This is a genomic window from Rhodococcus sp. NPDC058532 (assembly GCF_042719255.1).
Taxonomy (GTDB): domain Bacteria; phylum Actinomycetota; class Actinomycetes; order Mycobacteriales; family Mycobacteriaceae; genus Rhodococcus_G.
This window is the reverse complement of the sequence record NZ_JBHXNU010000004.1, coordinates 173,344-189,952: the sequence shown is the minus strand read 5'-3', so window position 1 is coordinate 189,952 and position 16,609 is coordinate 173,344. Positions and strand designations below refer to the sequence as shown.

The 16,609-nt window shown below is 71.4% G+C and carries 15 protein-coding genes; 3 read left to right on the top strand and 12 right to left on the bottom strand.

Annotation, left to right across the window (positions count from 1 at the left end; genetic code table 11):
• Nucleotide 1: 1 nt before the first annotated feature.
• The gene (locus ACFWQG_RS07235; RefSeq protein WP_378506917.1) at nt 2–880 is read right to left on the bottom strand and encodes a glycosyltransferase family 2 protein; all 879 of its coding nucleotides are present in this window, start codon (nt 878–880) and stop codon (nt 2–4) included.
• Between the two features lie 10 nt (nt 881–890).
• Entirely contained in the window at nt 891–1,751 is an 861-nt protein-coding gene (gene rfbD, locus ACFWQG_RS07230) for a dTDP-4-dehydrorhamnose reductase (RefSeq protein WP_378506916.1), read from the bottom strand.
• Nucleotides 1,752–1,980: 229 nt separating this feature from the next.
• On the opposite strand from rfbD, the gene ACFWQG_RS07225 reads away from it, so the two are divergent.
• From ACFWQG_RS07225 to ACFWQG_RS07215, 3 genes are all read left to right on the top strand, one after another.
• Nucleotides 1,981–3,432, top strand: coding sequence for an LCP family protein (locus ACFWQG_RS07225; protein WP_378507044.1), 1,452 nt, complete (start codon nt 1,981–1,983; stop codon nt 3,430–3,432).
• Nucleotides 3,433–3,512: 80 nt separating this feature from the next.
• On the top strand, nt 3,513–4,235 hold the full coding sequence (locus ACFWQG_RS07220; RefSeq protein ID WP_378506915.1) for a TIGR03089 family protein: 723 nt from the start codon (nt 3,513–3,515) through the stop codon (nt 4,233–4,235).
• Nucleotides 4,236–4,275: 40 nt separating this feature from the next.
• Nucleotides 4,276–4,608 carry a cupin gene (locus ACFWQG_RS07215; RefSeq protein ID WP_378506914.1) on the top strand — a complete coding sequence of 111 codons (333 nt, stop codon included), beginning with the start codon at nt 4,276–4,278 and terminating at the stop codon, nt 4,606–4,608.
• Between the two features lie 34 nt (nt 4,609–4,642).
• On the opposite strand, the gene ACFWQG_RS07210 is transcribed toward ACFWQG_RS07215, so the two are convergent.
• The 10 genes from ACFWQG_RS07210 to ACFWQG_RS07165 all read right to left on the bottom strand — a co-directional run bounded on the left by ACFWQG_RS07210 (nt 4,643) and on the right by ACFWQG_RS07165 (nt 16,415).
• Nucleotides 4,643–7,108 (bottom strand): FtsX-like permease family protein, encoded by a 2,466-nt coding sequence (locus ACFWQG_RS07210; protein ID WP_378506913.1) that lies wholly within the window; start codon nt 7,106–7,108, stop codon nt 4,643–4,645.
• Nucleotides 7,102–7,848 (bottom strand): ABC transporter ATP-binding protein, encoded by a 747-nt coding sequence (locus ACFWQG_RS07205; RefSeq protein WP_378506912.1) that lies wholly within the window; start codon nt 7,846–7,848, stop codon nt 7,102–7,104. The genes ACFWQG_RS07210 and ACFWQG_RS07205 overlap by 7 nt, the downstream gene beginning before the upstream one ends.
• A gap of 92 nt (nt 7,849–7,940) precedes the next feature.
• The gene (locus ACFWQG_RS07200; protein WP_378507043.1) at nt 7,941–8,639 is read right to left on the bottom strand and encodes a response regulator; all 699 of its coding nucleotides are present in this window, start codon (nt 8,637–8,639) and stop codon (nt 7,941–7,943) included.
• A gap of 8 nt (nt 8,640–8,647) precedes the next feature.
• Nucleotides 8,648–9,838, bottom strand: a complete 1,191-nt coding sequence (locus tag ACFWQG_RS07195; protein ID WP_378506911.1) for a sensor histidine kinase — start codon at nt 9,836–9,838, stop codon at nt 8,648–8,650.
• 113 nt (nt 9,839–9,951) lie between these two features.
• Nucleotides 9,952–11,112: an acyl-CoA dehydrogenase gene (locus ACFWQG_RS07190; protein ID WP_378506910.1), complete on the bottom strand. Its 1,161-nt coding sequence runs from the start codon at nt 11,110–11,112 to the stop codon at nt 9,952–9,954.
• Between the two features lie 113 nt (nt 11,113–11,225).
• Entirely contained in the window at nt 11,226–11,906 is a 681-nt protein-coding gene (locus ACFWQG_RS07185) for a TetR family transcriptional regulator (RefSeq protein WP_378506909.1), read from the bottom strand.
• A gap of 68 nt (nt 11,907–11,974) precedes the next feature.
• Nucleotides 11,975–13,354: a glycosyltransferase 87 family protein gene (locus ACFWQG_RS07180; RefSeq protein ID WP_378506908.1), complete on the bottom strand. Its 1,380-nt coding sequence runs from the start codon at nt 13,352–13,354 to the stop codon at nt 11,975–11,977.
• A gap of 96 nt (nt 13,355–13,450) precedes the next feature.
• A complete protein-coding gene (locus tag ACFWQG_RS07175) occupies nt 13,451–14,557 on the bottom strand; it encodes a hypothetical protein (protein WP_378506907.1) in 1,107 nt (368 codons plus the stop codon).
• Nucleotides 14,558–14,669: 112 nt separating this feature from the next.
• A complete protein-coding gene (gene purE / locus ACFWQG_RS07170) occupies nt 14,670–15,179 on the bottom strand; it encodes a 5-(carboxyamino)imidazole ribonucleotide mutase (RefSeq protein ID WP_378506906.1) in 510 nt (169 codons plus the stop codon).
• A 30-nt stretch (nt 15,180–15,209) separates the two neighbouring features.
• Nucleotides 15,210–16,415 carry a 5-(carboxyamino)imidazole ribonucleotide synthase gene (locus tag ACFWQG_RS07165; RefSeq protein ID WP_378507042.1) on the bottom strand — a complete coding sequence of 402 codons (1,206 nt, stop codon included), beginning with the start codon at nt 16,413–16,415 and terminating at the stop codon, nt 15,210–15,212.
• Nucleotides 16,416–16,609: the final 194 nt, after the last annotated feature.

Sequence of the window (16,609 nt, the reverse complement as noted above, 5' to 3'; positions counted from 1 at the left end):
GTCAGTTCCCCTCGTCCTTCGCCCTGCTCCGTACGGCCGCCGAGACGGCCACTCTCGATCGCACCGCAAGGCCCCCCTTGAGCGCCCACCGCAGCGGCGCCTGCCACCAGTGCGGGTGGCGATCGGCCTGGAATCGGTACGCACTCGCATGATGTGCGGGCAGCATCAGCTCCGGATGACGTCCGGCCGCGTGCCCCTTCGCGTGGGTCACCGCCGCCGACGGCACGAACACGTTGTGCCATCCCGCCCGGCCGAGGCGGTCACCGAGATCCACGTCCTCCATGTACATGAAGTAGCGGGAGTCGAAACCGTTGATCGAGTCGAACGCGGCCCGCCGCACCAACAGGCACGACCCCGACAGCCAGCCGACCGACCGCTCCGAGATCTCCTCGTCCTCCTGCCGGTAGCGGGTGGTCCACGGATTCGACGGCCACACCGTGCCGAGCACCGCGTGCCCCGCCCCGGACACCAGGCCAGGCACGTGCCGGGCCGACGGGTAGACGCTGCCGTCCGGTTCCCGCACCAGCGGCCCCAACGCGCCGGCCCGCGGCCACCGGGCCGCGGCCTTGAGCAGTTCGTCGATCGACCCCGCGTCCCACCGAATGTCCGGGTTGGCGATCACCACAAACTCGGCCGCCGGATCGAGCTCGGCGACGGCCCGGTTGATCGCACCGCCGTAGCCGATGTTTCCGCCGGTCCGCAGGAGTCGGACGTGCTCGCGCGTCTCGGCGGCTGCCTCGGGCGCACCGTCGGTCGACCCGTTGTCGGCGAGGATGACCTGCGTCGACAGTTCGGTCGCGTCCTCGAGGGTGTCCAGGAACTCCTGGAGATGAATGCCTGGCGAATAGGTCACCGTCACCACGGCCAGCTGCGAACTCACGCCAGCCACCCTAGTCGGGGAGTTCGGTCAGGGCGGACGCCAGGGCATCACCCCACGGCCGGAGCGGGGTCAGACCCGCCCCGACCCACGCGGCGGGGGCAAGGACCGAGTACCCGGGCCGCGCGGCAGGCCGCGGAAACGCGGCGCTGGTGCACGGGCGGACCCGCGCCGGATCGGCCCCGACGGCGGCGAACACGGCCCGCGCCAACTCGAACCAGCTCGCCCGCCCGGCGTTCGTCGCATGCAGCACCCGCCCGGTGACATCGGGGCGGGCCGCGAGCTCAAGCAGCGCGTCCGCCAGGTCCGCGGCGTAGGTCGGCGACCCGACCTGGTCGTCGACCACGTCGACGGTGTCGCGCTCACGCTGCAGCCGAAGCATCGTGGCCACGAAGTCGGTCCCGGTCCCGGTGTACACCCACGCGGTCCGCACCACCGCCGCGGTCGGGTCCGCGGCCAGCACCGCCCGCTCCCCCGCGAGTTTGGTGCGCCCGTACACGGTGCGCGGGCCGGTCGGGTCGTCCACCTGGTACGGCTCCGACGCGTCCCCGGGGAACACGTAGTCGGTCGACAGGTGGATCAGTCGGGCGCCGACGCGGGCGGTGGCCTCGGCGAGGATCCGCGGGCCGGTCACGTTGGCGTCCGCGGCCGCCGCCTCGTCGGCCTCCGCGGCGTCGACGGCGGTGTAGGCCGCGCAGTTCAGGACGACGGTTCCGGGTCGGACCGCGTCCCGCACCGCGTCCGCATCGGTGATGTCCAGCTCGCGCGAGGTCACCCCGACGACGTCGAGACCGTCCCCGGCGCCCGCGGACCACCGGCGCAGCACCTGCCTGCCCAGTTGCCCGCCTGCACCGGTCACAAGGATCTTCGTCACAGCACAAAGTCTGGCACGCCGGTTTCGGGTCACCGGGTCTCCGGGTGTTCGCCGTTAGCCTGGACGACGGATTGACGGAGAACGGTGAGGGGCAGTGTTGCCGGACAACAGGGCGGCGGGCGAGCGGCGGGCACGCCGGTCGGCCGCGAGCGGACCGCGAGCGAGGAGCGTCGGGGGTGGGCGCGGCGACCAGCGGCGGCCCGACCCCGGCCCGGCCCGGGCCCGGCCGGTGCAGGTCGGGGTCGCCATCGTCGCTGCCCTGGTCCTGGTCGTGACGGGCTTTGCGTGGCGCAGCGTCGACGCGCTGGAGTCGAGCCTCGCGACCGCCCGACTCGGTCTCGGCGGCACCAAGGACGGCGCGCTGGACCTGCTGCTGGTCGGCACGGACAGCCGGACCGACGCGCACGGCAACCCGCTCAGCACCCAGGAACTTGAGGCGCTGCGCGCCGGTGACGCCGAGGCCGACAACACCGACACGATCGTGCTCGTGCGGATCCCCAACAACGGCGAGTCCGCGACCGCGATCTCCATTCCGCGTGATTCGTACGTCAAGGTTCCCGGCGTCGGGATGTCGAAGATCAACGCGGCATTCGGTGCGACGAAGGCCACCGAGAAGCAACAGCTCATCGACGAGGGCACCGACGACGCAACCGCGGAGAAGGAGTCCACCCAGGTAGGCCGGGAGGCGCTGATCACCGCCGTCGCCGACCTGACCGGGGTCACCGTCGATCACTACGCCGAGATCGGGCTGCTCGGGTTCGTCCTGCTCACCGACGCGGTCGGCGGCGTCGACGTGTGCCTGAACCAGGCGGTCGACGAACCCCTGTCCGGCGCGAACTTCCCGGCAGGCGAGCAGACCCTGTCCGGCGCGCAGGCGTTGTCGTTCGTGCGCCAACGGCACGGCCTGCAGCGCGGCGACCTGGACCGGATCGTGCGACAGCAGGTGTTCATGGCCTCCCTGGTGCACGAGGTGATCAGCGCGAAAACCCTGAGCAACCCCGGCAAACTGTCGCAGTTGACGTCCGCCGTCCAGCGGTCCGTTGTGCTCGACGAGGACTGGGACGTCATCGGTTTCGCGAAGGAACTGCAGAGCCTGGCCGGTGGTCAGGTGAGGTTCGAGACGATCCCGGTGGTGGACATCAACGCGATGACAGACTACGGCGAGTCGATCGTGCAGGTGGAGCCGAAGGCCGTCCGCCGCTACGTCGCCGAGCTCGCGGGCGAGGCCGACACCGAGGCATCCGCCGGAGAGTCCGATCCGGTGCCGACCGTGGATCCCGCCACCGTCACCGTCGACGTGGTCAACGACAGCGCCATCGGGGGTCTCGCGGGCCGGGTCTCGGACGCGGTGTCCGCGAAGGGGTATCGGGTCGGTGTCGTGGGGAACAACACCGGCGAGTCGGTGTCGGCGAGCGAGCTGCTGGCCGCCGACCCGGACTCCGACGCAGCCACGTCGGCGGCCGCCGCACTGGGCGGACTGCCGGTGGTGCAGGATTCCTCCTTGGCGCGGAACACGGTTCGGGTGGTCCTCGCCGCGGACTACGACGGACCTGGGTCCGAATCCACGAGGGATTCGGCCGAGCCGACATCCGACATCCTCGACCTGGGGACCAGCCCGACACCGGTCCCGCCCGGGCCGCCGATCGATGCGGGACGCTCCGGACCGCAGTGCGTGAACTGACCGGGGCGGGCCGACCGACCACGTCAACAGCAGGAGCCTGCGCGACCCGCGCAGGCGAACCGAGGGAGTACCGCGACACCATGGCAGCAGCACCCACTCTCACCGCGGCACTGCTCGACCCGATCCTGCAGCGCGACCCGGCGGGACCCCGCGTCACCTGGTACGACGACCTGTCGGGCGCCCGGATCGAGCTGTCCGCGCTGACCCTCGCGAACTGGGCGGCCAAGACCGCCAACCTGATTCGCGACGAGTTCGGCCTGGTCCCGGGGTCCCGCGTCTGCGTCCTGCTACCCGCGCACTGGCAGACCGCTGCGGTGCTGCTCGGCTGCTGGTGGGCGGGCACGGAGGTGGTGCTTGAGCCGGACCCGGATGCGGAGTTGGCACTGATCACGGCGGACCGGCTGGACGAGGCGTCCGATGCCGCCGAGGTCGCGGTCCTCTCCCTCGACGCGTTCGGCCGTCCCGCCGACAACCTCCCGGTCGGGGTCACCGACTATGCGACGTCGGTGCGGGTGCACGGCGACCAGTTCCGCCCCGACCCCGCATCCGCCGACGCCCCGGCGCTGGACGGACGGACGATCAGCGAGGTGCTCGACGCCGCCACCGGGTCCGCGGCAGCACAGGGGTTCACCGGCGAGGATCGGGTCCTGTCGACGTCGGACTGGACCACCGCGGGCGAACTCGTCGACGGGCTGCTTGCGGTGCTGGCCGCTGGCGCGTCGCTGGTTCAGGTGAGCAGCCCGGACGCCGGTCGGATGGATCGACGCGTCGAGTCGGAGAAGGTCACCGCGCGGCGTCCGTGACGGGCCGCGTCGTGTGCAGCGATCGCCACAGGAGGGCAACATGAGCACCCAACCGAACACCGGAAACCTCACCGAGATCACCGGGCTGCGGCAGAGCAATCCGCAGGACGGGTCCTCACCGCGCATCGAGCGGCTCGGCGCGCAGGCGGGAGTCACCGTGGTGCGGCTGAGCTTTCGCGCCGGACAGACCATGGAGGACCATCAGGCACGATTCCCGATCCTCGTGCAGGGCCAGACCGGGTCCGTCACCTTCGCCACCGCGGACCGCACCGTCACCCTGGTTGCCGGCACCGCCGTGCACGTCGACGCCGGGATCGTGCACCGGCTCGAGGCGGGCGAGGACTCCGTCGTCACGCTGCTCGTGCTGCGCTGACGACGTCCCGGTCCCCGCCCGCCTCGCGGTCACCTCACCCGGCCAGCGCCGCCACCGGGACGGCGCGAGCGGCGGTCCGGGCGGGCAGGACCGCGGCGAGCACCCCGGCGATTCCGCCGACCAGCACGATCAGCATCAGCTGCAGCCAGGGGATCGCTCCGAATGTCAGTCCGTCCCAACCGAATACCGACGCAGTCCCCGCCGCACCGAGGATCGACCCAAGCAACACCCCGAGCACCGACGCGACGACCGCGACCAGCACCGCCTCGCAGATCAGCACGGACCGCAGGCCGGACCGGGTGACGCCGAGCGCCCGCAGCAGGCCCGACTCGCGGCGACGCTCAATCACCGACAGCGCCATCGTGTTGCCGACCCCGATCAGCGCGATCAGCACCGCCACCGACAGCAGCCCGACCACCACCAATAGCAGGACATCGAGGATCGAGTCGATCGCCGCGCGCATCGACACCGCGCCGCTCACCTCGGCCATTGGTGCGAATTCCTCTGCCACGTCGGCAATCTCGTTCTGTGCCGCGGCCAGCTCGCCGTCGGAGAGACCGTCGAGCAGCCGGATCCACAGGGACTGCGGAACCGCGGCGAGGGCGAGTGCGTCGGCCGGGCCGACCAACGCGGGCTGTCCCTCCCGGCCCGCGACCACGGTCAGGGAGCGGCGGGTACCGGCGTGCTCCACGTCCAGCCTGCCGCCGGGCACGACACCCACCGCGTCCGCCTGCTCGGGCGACAGCGAGATCTCCCCGTCCGCGGGCAACACCAGCGGGATCCGCAGCGTCGCCGCGCCGTCGACCCGGTCGACACCGAGGACGGTGAGCCGGGTGCCCTCCTCGGCGACCACCTCGGTCCCGAGCAGCGGCGCGGTGGCCGTCACCGTGTCGATGCCGCGCACCCCCGCGTCGAGGCCCGGCGGCAGGCCGCCATCGGCGTCGATCGTCACATCGACGGGGAACTGCTCGTTCAACTCTCGCGGCGCCGCCGCCCCGACCGTCGCGGTGCCGACGACCATCGTCGCGGTGACCGTCACGCCGACCAGCAGCGCCGTCGCGGTCGCCGTCGTGCGGCGCGGATTGCGCAGCGCGTTACCGACGGCCACCTCCCCCAGCGGCCCGATCAGCCGTGCGGGCACCCGACCCACCGCCGCCACCAGCGGCGGCACGATGCTGCGGCCGAGGAGCACGACGCCGAGCGCGGTCACGATCCCGCCCGCGCAGGCGAGCAGCACCTGCTCGGCGGACGCCCCGAACCAAAGCACGCAGACCCCGCCGACGAGCCCGGTCAGTCCGGCGACGCGGCGGGCCCGCGAGGCGGCGGCGGGTTCGACGACGGCCTCGGCGGGCGCAAGCGCGGCCAGCGGCGACACCCGGGTCGCGGCCCGCGCCGGCGCAACCGCGGCCAGGTAGGTGACGACCATTCCGACCGCGAGGCCGGCGAGGACCGCGGTCGGGGTGACCGCGAGGGTGTCCAGCGGCACCGGGGCGTCGACCGCCTCCGCCGCCAGGGTCACCGCCGACGCCAACCCGATTCCGACGAGGACCCCGGCGATCGATGCGGCGGCGCCGACGAGGAGGGCCTCGATCCGGGCGCCCCGGCGGATCTGGCGTGCGGTGGCCCCGACGCACCGCAGCAGCGCCAGTTCCCTGGTCCGCGCGGCGAGCAGCACCGCGAACGTGTTCGCGATGACCAGCCCGGCCACCACCACCGCGACCGCGGCGAACGCGAGCAGCACGTTGCGGATGGTGTCGGTGTCGCCGAGGTAGCTCGCCGAGACGCGCTCGGCTTGCTCGGCGCCGGTCCGCACCCCCAGGTCCGGACCGAGCGCCGCGGTGACGGCCTGCCGCAGCAGCTCCGGATCACCGTCCCCGGCGACCCGCAGCTCGTGATCGGCGGCGGCGCCCGCCCACGCCCGCAGCTGCGGCCCGGTGGTGTAGACGGAGACGCCGCCGAGTCGCTGGGCGCTGCCGGACAGGTCGATCGAACCGACGACCGTCGCGGTGCCGGTGCTCGCCTCCGTCGACTCGTCGTCGCGGGCGCCCCGCACGGTGACCGCGACCGTGTCCCCGACGACGAGTCCGGCGTCGGATCCAACCGCGATCTCGCCGGGCGCGGCCGGGAACCTGCCCTCCGCCAGTCGTTGCCATCGGAGCTCCGCCTGCTCGGCCAGCGTGGCGAGGGTGCCGAACAGCCTGCCCCGGCCCGCGGCCGCCACCTTCACCGGCGCCGCGGCGTCGACACTCACCGCCGTAACCCCGGGAAGGCCGGCAACGGTCGCCGCAACCGTCCGCGCCTGCGTGTCGTCGGCGAGGCCGTCGACCACCACCGCCGACGACCGGTACTGACCGGCAAGCGAATTCGTCACGCTCGCCGAGGTGGTTGCGCCCAACACCAGGGTCGCGACCACGAAGGCCACCGCAATCAGGATCGCGGCGCCGGACGCCAGGTAGCGGCCCGCGTGTGCCCGTGCCTGCGCGAGCGTCAGCCTCAGCACGCGCGCGCCACCAGATCGCGCATCGTCTCAAGCACCGAATCCGGTGTCGGACTGATGATTTCCCCGGCGACGCGGCCGTCGGCGAGCAGCACGACGCGGTCGGCGTAGGACGCGGCGACCGGGTCGTGGGTCACCATCACCACCGTCTGGCCGACCTCCCGCACGCTGGCCCGCAGCAGGTCCAGCACCTCCGCGCCCGCGTGGGAGTCCAGGTTCCCGGTGGGTTCGTCGGCGAACACCACGTCGGGACGCGGCAGCAGCGCCCGGGCCACCGCGACCCGCTGCTGCTGCCCGCCGGACAGCTCATGCGGCTTGTGGCCCAACCGGTCCGCGAGGCCGAGCCGGGCCACCATCTGATGCATCCACATCCGGTCCGCCTCGACGCCCGCGAGCCGCAGCGGTAGCAGCATGTTCTCCTCCGCGGTGAGCACCGGCAGCAGGTTGAACGCCTGGAACACGAACCCGATCCGGTCGCGGCGCAGCTCGGTCAGGCCACGGTCGTCGAGCCCGGTCAGGTCGGTGTCGCCGAGGTACACGCGACCCCCGGACGGCGTGTCCAGGCCGGCCAGGCAGTGCATCAGCGTCGACTTGCCGGAACCCGACGGCCCCATGATCGCCGTGAAGGCGCCGCGGCGGAAGTCGACGTCCACGGCGTCGAGCGCGCGGACCGCCGCGTCACCGTCCCCGTACCGCTTGCTCAACGCGACCGCACGGGCCGCCGAAATGTTCGGTCTCGTCATGGCTTCGACGGTAGGGATCACGCCGGGGTCGCACATCGGAGCGGCGAGCGATCTGCGCGGGCTGTCGGGTCATCCTGAGGGATGACGGTCGGTCATCCCCCGGGATGCTCCCCGCCGAGCAGATCCTCCGGTCGCACCAGGCCGCACCGATAGGCGAATACCACCGCCTGCACCCGGTCACGCGACCCGGTCTTCGAAAGGACCCGTCCAACATGAGTTTTCACGGTCGCCTCGGAGACGATGAGCTTGCCTGCGATCTCGGTGTTGGACAGCCCATGCGCCATCGCCTCGAGCACCTCGACCTCGCGGGGCGTCAGATCCGGCAGCGCGGGCCGGGCCACCGCCCCCTCCAGCATCGGGCCGACGTGCCGGAGAAGGCGCCGGGTGGACCTGGCCGCGATCACGGCGTCCCCGCGGTGCACCGTCCGCACGGCCGACAGCAACTCCTCCGGCTGCGCATCCTTGAGGAGGAATCCGCTGGCCCCCGCCGAGATCGCCCCGACCACGTACTCGTCGTTGTCGAACGTGGTCAGCACCACCACCCGCGGGGCCGAGTCGAGCGCGGTGAGCGTCCGGGTGGCCTCGATGCCGTCCAGGTTCGGCATCTGCACGTCCATCAGCACCACATCGACCGGCACCTGGGCCAGTTCCCGCAGCGCCTGCGCGCCGTCGGACGCCTCCACCAGCACGGTCATGTCGTCCTGGGAGTCGATCACCATCCGGAACCCGGCCCGAACGAGTTGCTGGTCGTCGACCAGGGCCACCCGAATCGGGCGTCCGTCGTCCGTCATCGTCACGCTCACATCCTTCGCTCGTAGGGCAGTTCGGCCCGGACCCGATAGCCGCCACCGACGACCGGGCCGGCGTGCAGCGTTCCGCCGTGCAGTTCGGCCCGTTCCCGCATTCCCAGCACGCCCTGCCCGCCCCCGGTGGCAGGCACCAGCGCGCCAGCGGCGCCGCGTCCGTCGTCGACGATCGAGAGCAGCAGGCCGCGCTCCGTCCACCGCTCGGTCACCACGACCCGCGCCGCAGGCCCGGCATGCTTGAGCACGTTGGTCAGCGATTCCTGCACGATCCGGTAGGCGGTCAGCCCGGCACCGGGCGACAGGTCCCGTGCCTCGCCCTCGACATGCAGGTCCACCAGCAGGCCACCGGCCCGTAGGTCCTCGACGAGCTGCTCGATGTCGGAAACCTGTGGGGTGGAACGCGTCTCCCGGGGCGTGTCCTCCCGCAGCACCGAGAGCAGGGCACGCATGTCGGCGAGCGCCTGCCGCCCCGTCTCCGCAATGGTCTCCAGCGCGGCGATCGCCGCCTGCGGGTCCGCCTTGGCACCGTAGCGTCCGCCGTCGGCCTGCGCGATCACCACGGTGAGCGAATGCGCGACGATGTCATGCATTTCGCGGGCGATCCGGGTGCGCTCCCCCAGCGCGGCCAGCTCCGCCTCCTGCGCTCGCTCGAGCTCGAGCAGCCGGGCCCGTTCGGTCAGTCCCTCAAACTCCTGGTTACGCACCCTGCGGAGATCGCCGAACGCCCACACCGCGACGATATAGACGATCAGGAACGCGATGAGGAACGCGTGCGCCTGCCAGGTGGACTGCTCGCCGCCGAAATACCGGACACCCGCCACGGTCACCCCGACGATGGCCGCCGCCAGACCCCATCCGCTCGCCCACCTCGGCCCGTATGCCGCGAGTGCGTACAGCGCGATCGGCACGCAGATCCCGGGCATCAGCAGATTGGTCTGGTCAGTCGTGACGATCAGATACGCCACCGAGGACAGCGCAACCACCGCCGCGGCAGCGACCGGTCGGATGCGACGCCAGGCAAGCGGCACGGTCAGTCCCAGCGCGATCACCACGTCAACCCACCCGACGCCAACCGACGCCGCAACACCGAGGAGCACGAGAGGGGCCGCGATGGCGCGGTCGATGCCTGCGACGTGCTCGGCGCTCCAGCGGTACCACCGCTCGCTCAGCGGAAATCGGGGCATGCGCACCAGCGTAGCCACCTCCCCCGAAAACACCTGTTCCCCAATGTCACATCGGATCACTTCACGACAGCCGATGTGACATTGGGGAACGCGGGCCGGTGCCGCCCGTCAGCTCACTTGAGCAGTGCGCGCGACATCACGACGCGCTGAATCTGGTTGGTGCCCTCGTAGATCTGGGTGATCTTGGCGTCGCGCATCATCCGCTCGACCGGGAAGTCGGTGGTGTAGCCCGCGCCGCCGAACAGCTGCACCGCGTTGGTGGTGACCTCCATCGCGACGTCGGAGGCAAAGCACTTGGCTGCCGCGGAGATGAAGCCGAGGTTCTTCTCGCCGCGCTCCGCCTTGGCGGCCGAGGTGTAGACCATCAGCCGGGCGGCCTCGATCTTCATCGCCATGTCGGCGAGCATGAACTGGGTGTTCTGGAACGACGCGATCGAGGTGCCGAACTGCTTGCGGTCCTTGGTGTAGGCGATGGCCGCGTCGAGCGCACCCTGCGCGAGGCCGACGGCCTGGGCGCCGATGGTCGGCCGGGTGTGGTCGAGGGTCTGCAGCGCGGTCTTGAAGCCGGTGCCGGGCTCGCCGATGATCCGGTCGCCGGGGATCCGGCAGTTCTCGAACGCGAGTTCCGCGGTCGGGCTGCCCTTGATGCCGAGCTTGTGCTCGAGGCCGGTGACCGAGAAGCCGGGGTCATCCTTGTGCACGACGAACGACGAGATGCCGTTGGCACCCTTGTCGGGGTCCGTCACGGCCATCACCGTGTACCAGGTCGACTTGCCGCCGTTGGTGATCCAGCACTTCGAGCCGTTGATGATCCAGTCGTCGCCGTCCGCCTTGGCCCGGGTGCGCATGGCCGCGGCGTCGGAGCCTGCCTCCCGCTCGGACAGCGCGTACGAGGCCATCGCCTCACCGGCGGCCAGCGTCGGCAGGACCTGCGCCTTGATCTCCTCGGAGCCGTTGAGAATCATGCCCATCGTGCCGAGCTTGTTGACCGCGGGGATCAGCGAGGACGACCCGCACACCCGCGCAACCTCCTCGATGACGATGCAGGTCGCCACCGAGTCCGCACCCTGGCCGCCGAACTCCTCGGGGACGTGCACGGCGTTGAAGCCGGAGTTCACCAGCGCCGTGAGCGCCTCCTCGGGGAAGCGCGACTTCTCGTCGACGTCCTTGGCGTGGGGGGCGATCTCCTTCTCCGACAGCGCGCGGATCGCGGCCCGCAGCTCGTCGTGCTCGTCGGCGAGCTTGAACAGGTCGAAGTCCGGGTTTCCAGCCATCAGTCGCTCCTAGAGGAAGTCGAGTCACGGCACTCAGTGCCATTCGCCGACCATCATAGCGCAGGGACGACCGCCCACTCGGGTACCACGTGCCACCAATGCGGCACTGAGTGTCACCGCCCGTGGTCGCGGGCCTCCAACCGGCGCTGGACCAGGTCCGCCACCCGGCGCGGCGCAAGACCCCGCGGGAACACCGCGACCACCACGTCCTCGTCCCGCCCGCCGTCGACGCCCGCCCGGTCGATGCCGTGCCGGATCTCGGCGAGCGCGGTCCGCAGTTCCTGCGAGGTGGTCTCGACGCCATCCCGGACCATCCGCCGCAGCAGATAGTTGTGGGTCGCGATCACCGACGCGGCGAACTGCACCCGGGCCAGGTCCGCCGAGTCGGGCAGCGCGCGTCGCAGGTACTCGACGAAGAGTCGTTCGTAGCGGTAGCCGGTGACGATCTCCCGGTCCCGCAATGCGGGCACCCGGTGCACGACGGCGTACCGCCGGGTCGCCACGTCCTCCCAGTCCGCGAACCGCTCGAACACGATCGTCGCGGCGTCGCACACCGCACCCCACGGGTCCGGGTGGTCGGCGCCGAGGAACTGCGAGGCCTGCTCGAGCAGGATCTCGTGGTCGGCGAAGACCACATCCTCCTTGGAACGGAACTGCCGAAAGAAGGTCCGGCGCGAAATGCCTGCGGCGTCGGCGATCTCGTCGACGCTGGTGGCCTCGTACCCCTGCTCGGAGAACAGGCGCAGCGCCTCCGACACCACCTGGAGTCGGAAGCGGTCTGAATCGTCGGGCATGCGCCAAGCGTAAGGGCGGTGCGGACCGATCGAACCCCGCGGTGCGTCGGCGCGTTGACGCCGGGACGTCAGCGGACCACCTGCGTCGGGGGCGGGACGGCACGAACGACCGCGGGCTCCGGCATGGCGGGCAGGTCGCGGCGATCGGCGTCGCCGCCGCGCAGACACCACACGGTGCCCGCCGCGGTGATCGCCAGGACCAGCGGGTAGCAGCCGGCGTAGATCGGCACCAGGATCTGCGCCGACCACCCGGCGTCGTCGCGGGGCAGCATGAACAGGCCGATCCCGATCGGGTGATCGGCCCCGTGCAGCGGCGGACCGTCGGGATAGTTCCACCACCAGGCGAACGCCGGAATCAGCAGCGCCGTCGGGACCAGCCAGCGCAGCCGGGCGGTGGCGGTCAACGCGTAATGCAGGGCGAGGACCAGCAGCGGAACGAACCACACCCAGTGATGCCCCCACGAGAACGGGGACACCGCCGCCGATGTCATGCCGGTCAGGGTGACGGCGAGCAGTTCCTGTCCGCGGCGGTGCGCGAGCACCGCAGCGGACAGGCCGACGGCGGCGGCAACGGCGGCGCCGAGCAGCCACATCCAGGTCGGTGCCGCGAAGACACCGGTATCCGGATCGCGGTAGCGGGTGATGTCGTAGAAGCGGAGCAGCTGCGAGAAGAAGCCGTTGACCGACTGATTGCTGGGGGCGTCGACTGGGCCGACCCGCTGGGCCTGGGTGATCCGATGCGTCCAGTACGACCACGCGTCGGCGGGCACGATCGCGAAGCCGAGCGCCACCGTCGCCGCGAAGACCGACAGCGCGGTCACACCGGTGCGCCACTGCCGGGTCAGCGCGAGGTAGGCGAGGAAGAACGCCGGGGTCAGCTTGATGCCCGCGGCGATCCCCACACCGAGGCCCTTAAGTCGCGACCCGTCGGCCCTGGTCAGGTCCCACACCACGAGCAACACCAGAAAGACGTTGATCTGGCCGAGCCAGATGGTGGTGCGGACCGGTTCGAAGGCGGTCGTGACCACCGCGAGCAGGGCGCTGAACACCCAGACCCGCGGGGTGAGCCGGTAGCGCAGGCTCTTCAGGCTGAGCGCCACGATCGCGACGAGGGCGACAAACGTCGCCACCCACCAGATCACGTTGGTCAGCGACTGCCCGATCAGGGCGAACGGCGCGAAGACCAGGGCGGCGAAGGGGGTGTAGGTGAACTGCATCCCAAACAGGATCGGGCCGTCGTACAGCCCGGTTCGGTGCACGATCGCGTCCCCGCCCGCCCGGTAGATCGCCAGATCCGCGTAGTTGACGAACAGCCCGTAGAACGGGTTGCCGATCGGCACCGCGACCAGGTGCCAGATCACCACGCCGACCGCGACGACCGCCGCCCCGGCGAGCACGGGCCACGACAGCGTGCGGTCATCGACGACGGACCGGGGGCTACTTCGCACGGGTAACGACGATACGGGTTGCCCGGGCACCGGCGAGGTAGCCACACGGTGACCGAGCCGATGCGAGCCGGCCTCCGAGCCGGCTCGCGCGATCCGCTACGGCGCGACGGCGGTCCAGTCCGCGAAGCCGGTCGGGTCGTGCCTGCCCATGCTCGCGTGTTCGAACAGGCCGGCACCGGGCAGGCCGTTACAGGTCGCGGAGGCGGAGAAATCACTGACGCCGAACGGGATTCGGCCCGCGATCGCCGGGTCGGTGAGGTCGTACACCGACCGCGCCGACCAGTTCCGGCCGCGCCACTGCCCGTGCGTCCACTCCGGGTCGCCGCCGTAGCCTGCGCCAACGTGCAACGCGATCCCGGTGCGCGGGGTGACCTCGATCGTCACCGGGCTGCCGTCGGACGCGGTGAGGTGCAGGGTTGCGGCGAGCGCCTGCCGGGTGCCGGACTTGTAGTCGAACTCGACCCGCGGCCAGCCGAGTTGCTCGATCCGACCGTCGTCCCAGATGCGGGTGGCGTCGTTGAGGGTGCGGAACCCGTCGGGGTTCTCCTGCACGATGACGATCACCGAGAACCCGTCGAACCGCAGCGGAACGTACAACCACCAGAACCCCTCGGACGGCCGCTCGAGCAACCGGCCAGCCGGGTCCGGGTCCCCGACCGGACGGATCCCCCAGGACCGGTCACGGGTGCCCATCCAGCGGTCCGGGTCGACGGCGATGTCGCGGCCGTCGACGGACAGCACCCCCGACCAGGCCCCGGTCTGCGCGAACCGGCTCGACTCCAGTTGCGGCCGAAGCCCGTTCAGCAGCAGGTGCGGCTGCTCCTGGACAGCGGGGCAGGTGCCCTCCCAGGTGAGGTCGAAGCCGAGGCCGCCCGCGTCGTCGCCGTCGCAGACCACCCGCAGCCGCCGCAGCGGCTCGAGCACCTCGATCCGGTAGCCGCCGACCGCCAGGTCGAGCGATCGGTGCTCGAGCGCGTCGGAGAACCGCACCGACACCTGCCGGTCGCCGGTGCGGACGGTGGCGAAGGCGTCGGTGACGCCGAGGTTCGGGTAGACCCCGAACCCGGTGACCAGAAACAGGTCACCGGCCGTGTCGACGGCGTTGAAGTACGAGCGATCGTAGAAGTTCTTGTCGCTGCTGACCACACGGTCCATCGGCAGCGGAGTCTGGTGGATCGGGTACTCGTCGAGCGGTGTTGGCATGGCGGCACTCCGGGGCTCATACGGCAACAGGGCATGTTCCGTTACAGGGCGTTACGCAATCGGTTGCCCTGCGAATCTAGCCCCGGCCACCCCGGCGTGTCCGACGATTCGGTCAGCCGAGCAGCGTCGCGCGCAGCGCCGCGTCCTTCTCCAACACCATCGTCTCCAGCCCGGCCTGGAACTTCTCCATCGCCGCCCGAACGGCCGGGTCGGCGGCGCCGATGATCCGGGCCGCGAGCAGCCCCGCGTTGCGGGCGCCGCCGATCGAGACGGTCGCGACCGGAACCCCGGCGGGCATCTGCACGATCGACAGCAGCGAGTCCATCCCGTCGAGGTACTTGAGCGGAACCGGAACCCCGATCACCGGCAGCGGGGTCGCGGCGGCGACCATGCCGGGCAGGTGCGCGGCGCCGCCGGCGCCCGCGATGATCACCTTCAGGCCCCGCCCCGCCGCGGCGTTCGCGTAGTCGAGCATGCGCTGCGGGGTGCGGTGCGCGGACACGACCCCGACCTCGAAACGGATACCGAACTCGGCGAGCGCCTCCGCGGCGGCCTCCATCGTCGGCCAGTCCGAGTCGCTGCCCATGATCAGGCCGACCTGGGGTCCCTGCTGCTGCGTCATCTCTCTCCTGAAAAGTGTCGGGTCGGTCGGTCAGTTGCCTGCGTGCGGGTCCCAGCCATCAGTCCACACCCCGTGCGAGAGCCAGTGCGCCGCCCGCTCCGCCCGTTCCCGGACCGCGGCAACGTATGCGGGGTCGTCGAGGGAACCGGACGCGCCGCCGACGATGTTGACGTGCCCGATCTTGCGGTCCTTGCGCTCACCCTTGCCGTACAGGTGCACCTTCGCGTCGGGCATCCGCGCGAACAGGTGGTGCACCCGCTCGTCCATGCTCATCTCCGGCGCCTCGAGCGCACCGAGCACGTTCGCCATCACGGTGACCGGCGCGATCGGCGCCGGATCGCCGAGCGGGTAGTCGAGCACCGCCCGCAGGTGCTGTTCGAACTGCGAGGTGCGGGCGCCGTCCTGCGTCCAGTGCCCGGAGTTGTGCGGGCGCATCGCCAACTCGTTGACGATCAGCCTGCCGTCGACCGTTTCGAACAGTTCGACCGCCATCGCGCCCGTCGCGCCGAGCGCCGACGAGATCCGCAACGCCATCTGCTCGGCCTGCGCGGCCAGGTCCGCAGGCAGGTCCGGTGCGGGCGCGATCACCACCGCGCACTGCCCCTGCCGCTGCACGGTCTCGACGACCGGCCAGGTCGCACCCTGCCCGAACGGCGAGCGGGCCACCATCGCGGACAGTTCGCGGCGCATCGGGACCTTCTGCTCGACCATCAGCGTCACGCCCTTGTCGAGCTGCTCGGCGACGATCGCCTCCGCCTCCTCGGCGTCCGCGGGCATCCACACGCCGCGGCCGTCGTAGCCGCCGCGGACCGCCTTGAGCACGATGTCCCAGCCGTGCTCGGCCGCGAACGTCTCGACGTCACCCGCCCAGGTGACCTCCGCGAAGGCGGGCACCGGCGCGCCGAGCTCGGCCAGCTTGCGGCGCATCGCCAGCTTGTCCTGCGCGTAGATCAGCGCCTGCGGCGGCGGCTGCACGTTGACCCCCTCGGCGACGAGGGTGTCGAGGTGCTCGGTGGGGACGTGCTCGTGGTCGAACGTCAGCGCGGAGGTCCCGACGGCCGCCGCGCGCAGGGCCTCAAGGTCGGTGTGGCTGCCGAGTACCACGTTGGCGCTGACCTGCGCGGCGGGCTCGTCCGGTCCGCCGGAGAGCACCCGAAGGCACTGCCCGAGTTCGATCGCCGCCTGGTGCGTCATCCTGGCCAGCTGGCCACCGCCGATCATCGCGACCACCGGCATCGCGGCGTTCGGGCCGCGGGGGGTCGTTGGGCGGGGCTGGGATCCGGAATCGACGCTCACGAGTGTCCATGGTGTCACGACCGGCACCCCGACCGCGCCGCAGGTGCCGCCGTCGGACGCGGGGTGTCGCAGGTCACCGCGGAGCCGCGGGCGGACACCGTTCGGAGTGTCCGGTCGGGACTCGCGCGACGGAG

Excerpts from the sequence above, each read along its gene's own strand:
- ACFWQG_RS07190 (WP_378506910.1), bottom strand. The coding sequence starts at position 11,112 with ATGGCTGGAAACCCGGACTTCGACCTGTTCAAGCTCGCCGACGAGCAC.
- ACFWQG_RS07175 (WP_378506907.1), bottom strand. The coding sequence starts at position 14,557 with ATGCCAACACCGCTCGACGAGTACCCGATCCACCAGACTCCGCTGCCG.
- ACFWQG_RS07220 (WP_378506915.1), top strand. The coding sequence starts at position 3,513 with ATGGCAGCAGCACCCACTCTCACCGCGGCACTGCTCGACCCGATCCTG.
- ACFWQG_RS07165 (WP_378507042.1), bottom strand. The coding sequence starts at position 16,415 with ATGCCGGTGGTCGCGATGATCGGCGGTGGCCAGCTGGCCAGGATGACG.
- ACFWQG_RS07200 (WP_378507043.1), bottom strand. The coding sequence starts at position 8,639 with ATGACGGACGACGGACGCCCGATTCGGGTGGCCCTGGTCGACGACCAG.
- ACFWQG_RS07205 (WP_378506912.1), bottom strand. The coding sequence starts at position 7,848 with ATGACGAGACCGAACATTTCGGCGGCCCGTGCGGTCGCGTTGAGCAAG.
- ACFWQG_RS07195 (WP_378506911.1), bottom strand. The coding sequence starts at position 9,838 with ATGCCCCGATTTCCGCTGAGCGAGCGGTGGTACCGCTGGAGCGCCGAG.
- ACFWQG_RS07185 (WP_378506909.1), bottom strand. The coding sequence starts at position 11,906 with ATGCCCGACGATTCAGACCGCTTCCGACTCCAGGTGGTGTCGGAGGCG.
- purE (WP_378506906.1), bottom strand. The coding sequence starts at position 15,179 with ATGACGCAGCAGCAGGGACCCCAGGTCGGCCTGATCATGGGCAGCGAC.
- ACFWQG_RS07215 (WP_378506914.1), top strand. The coding sequence starts at position 4,276 with ATGAGCACCCAACCGAACACCGGAAACCTCACCGAGATCACCGGGCTG.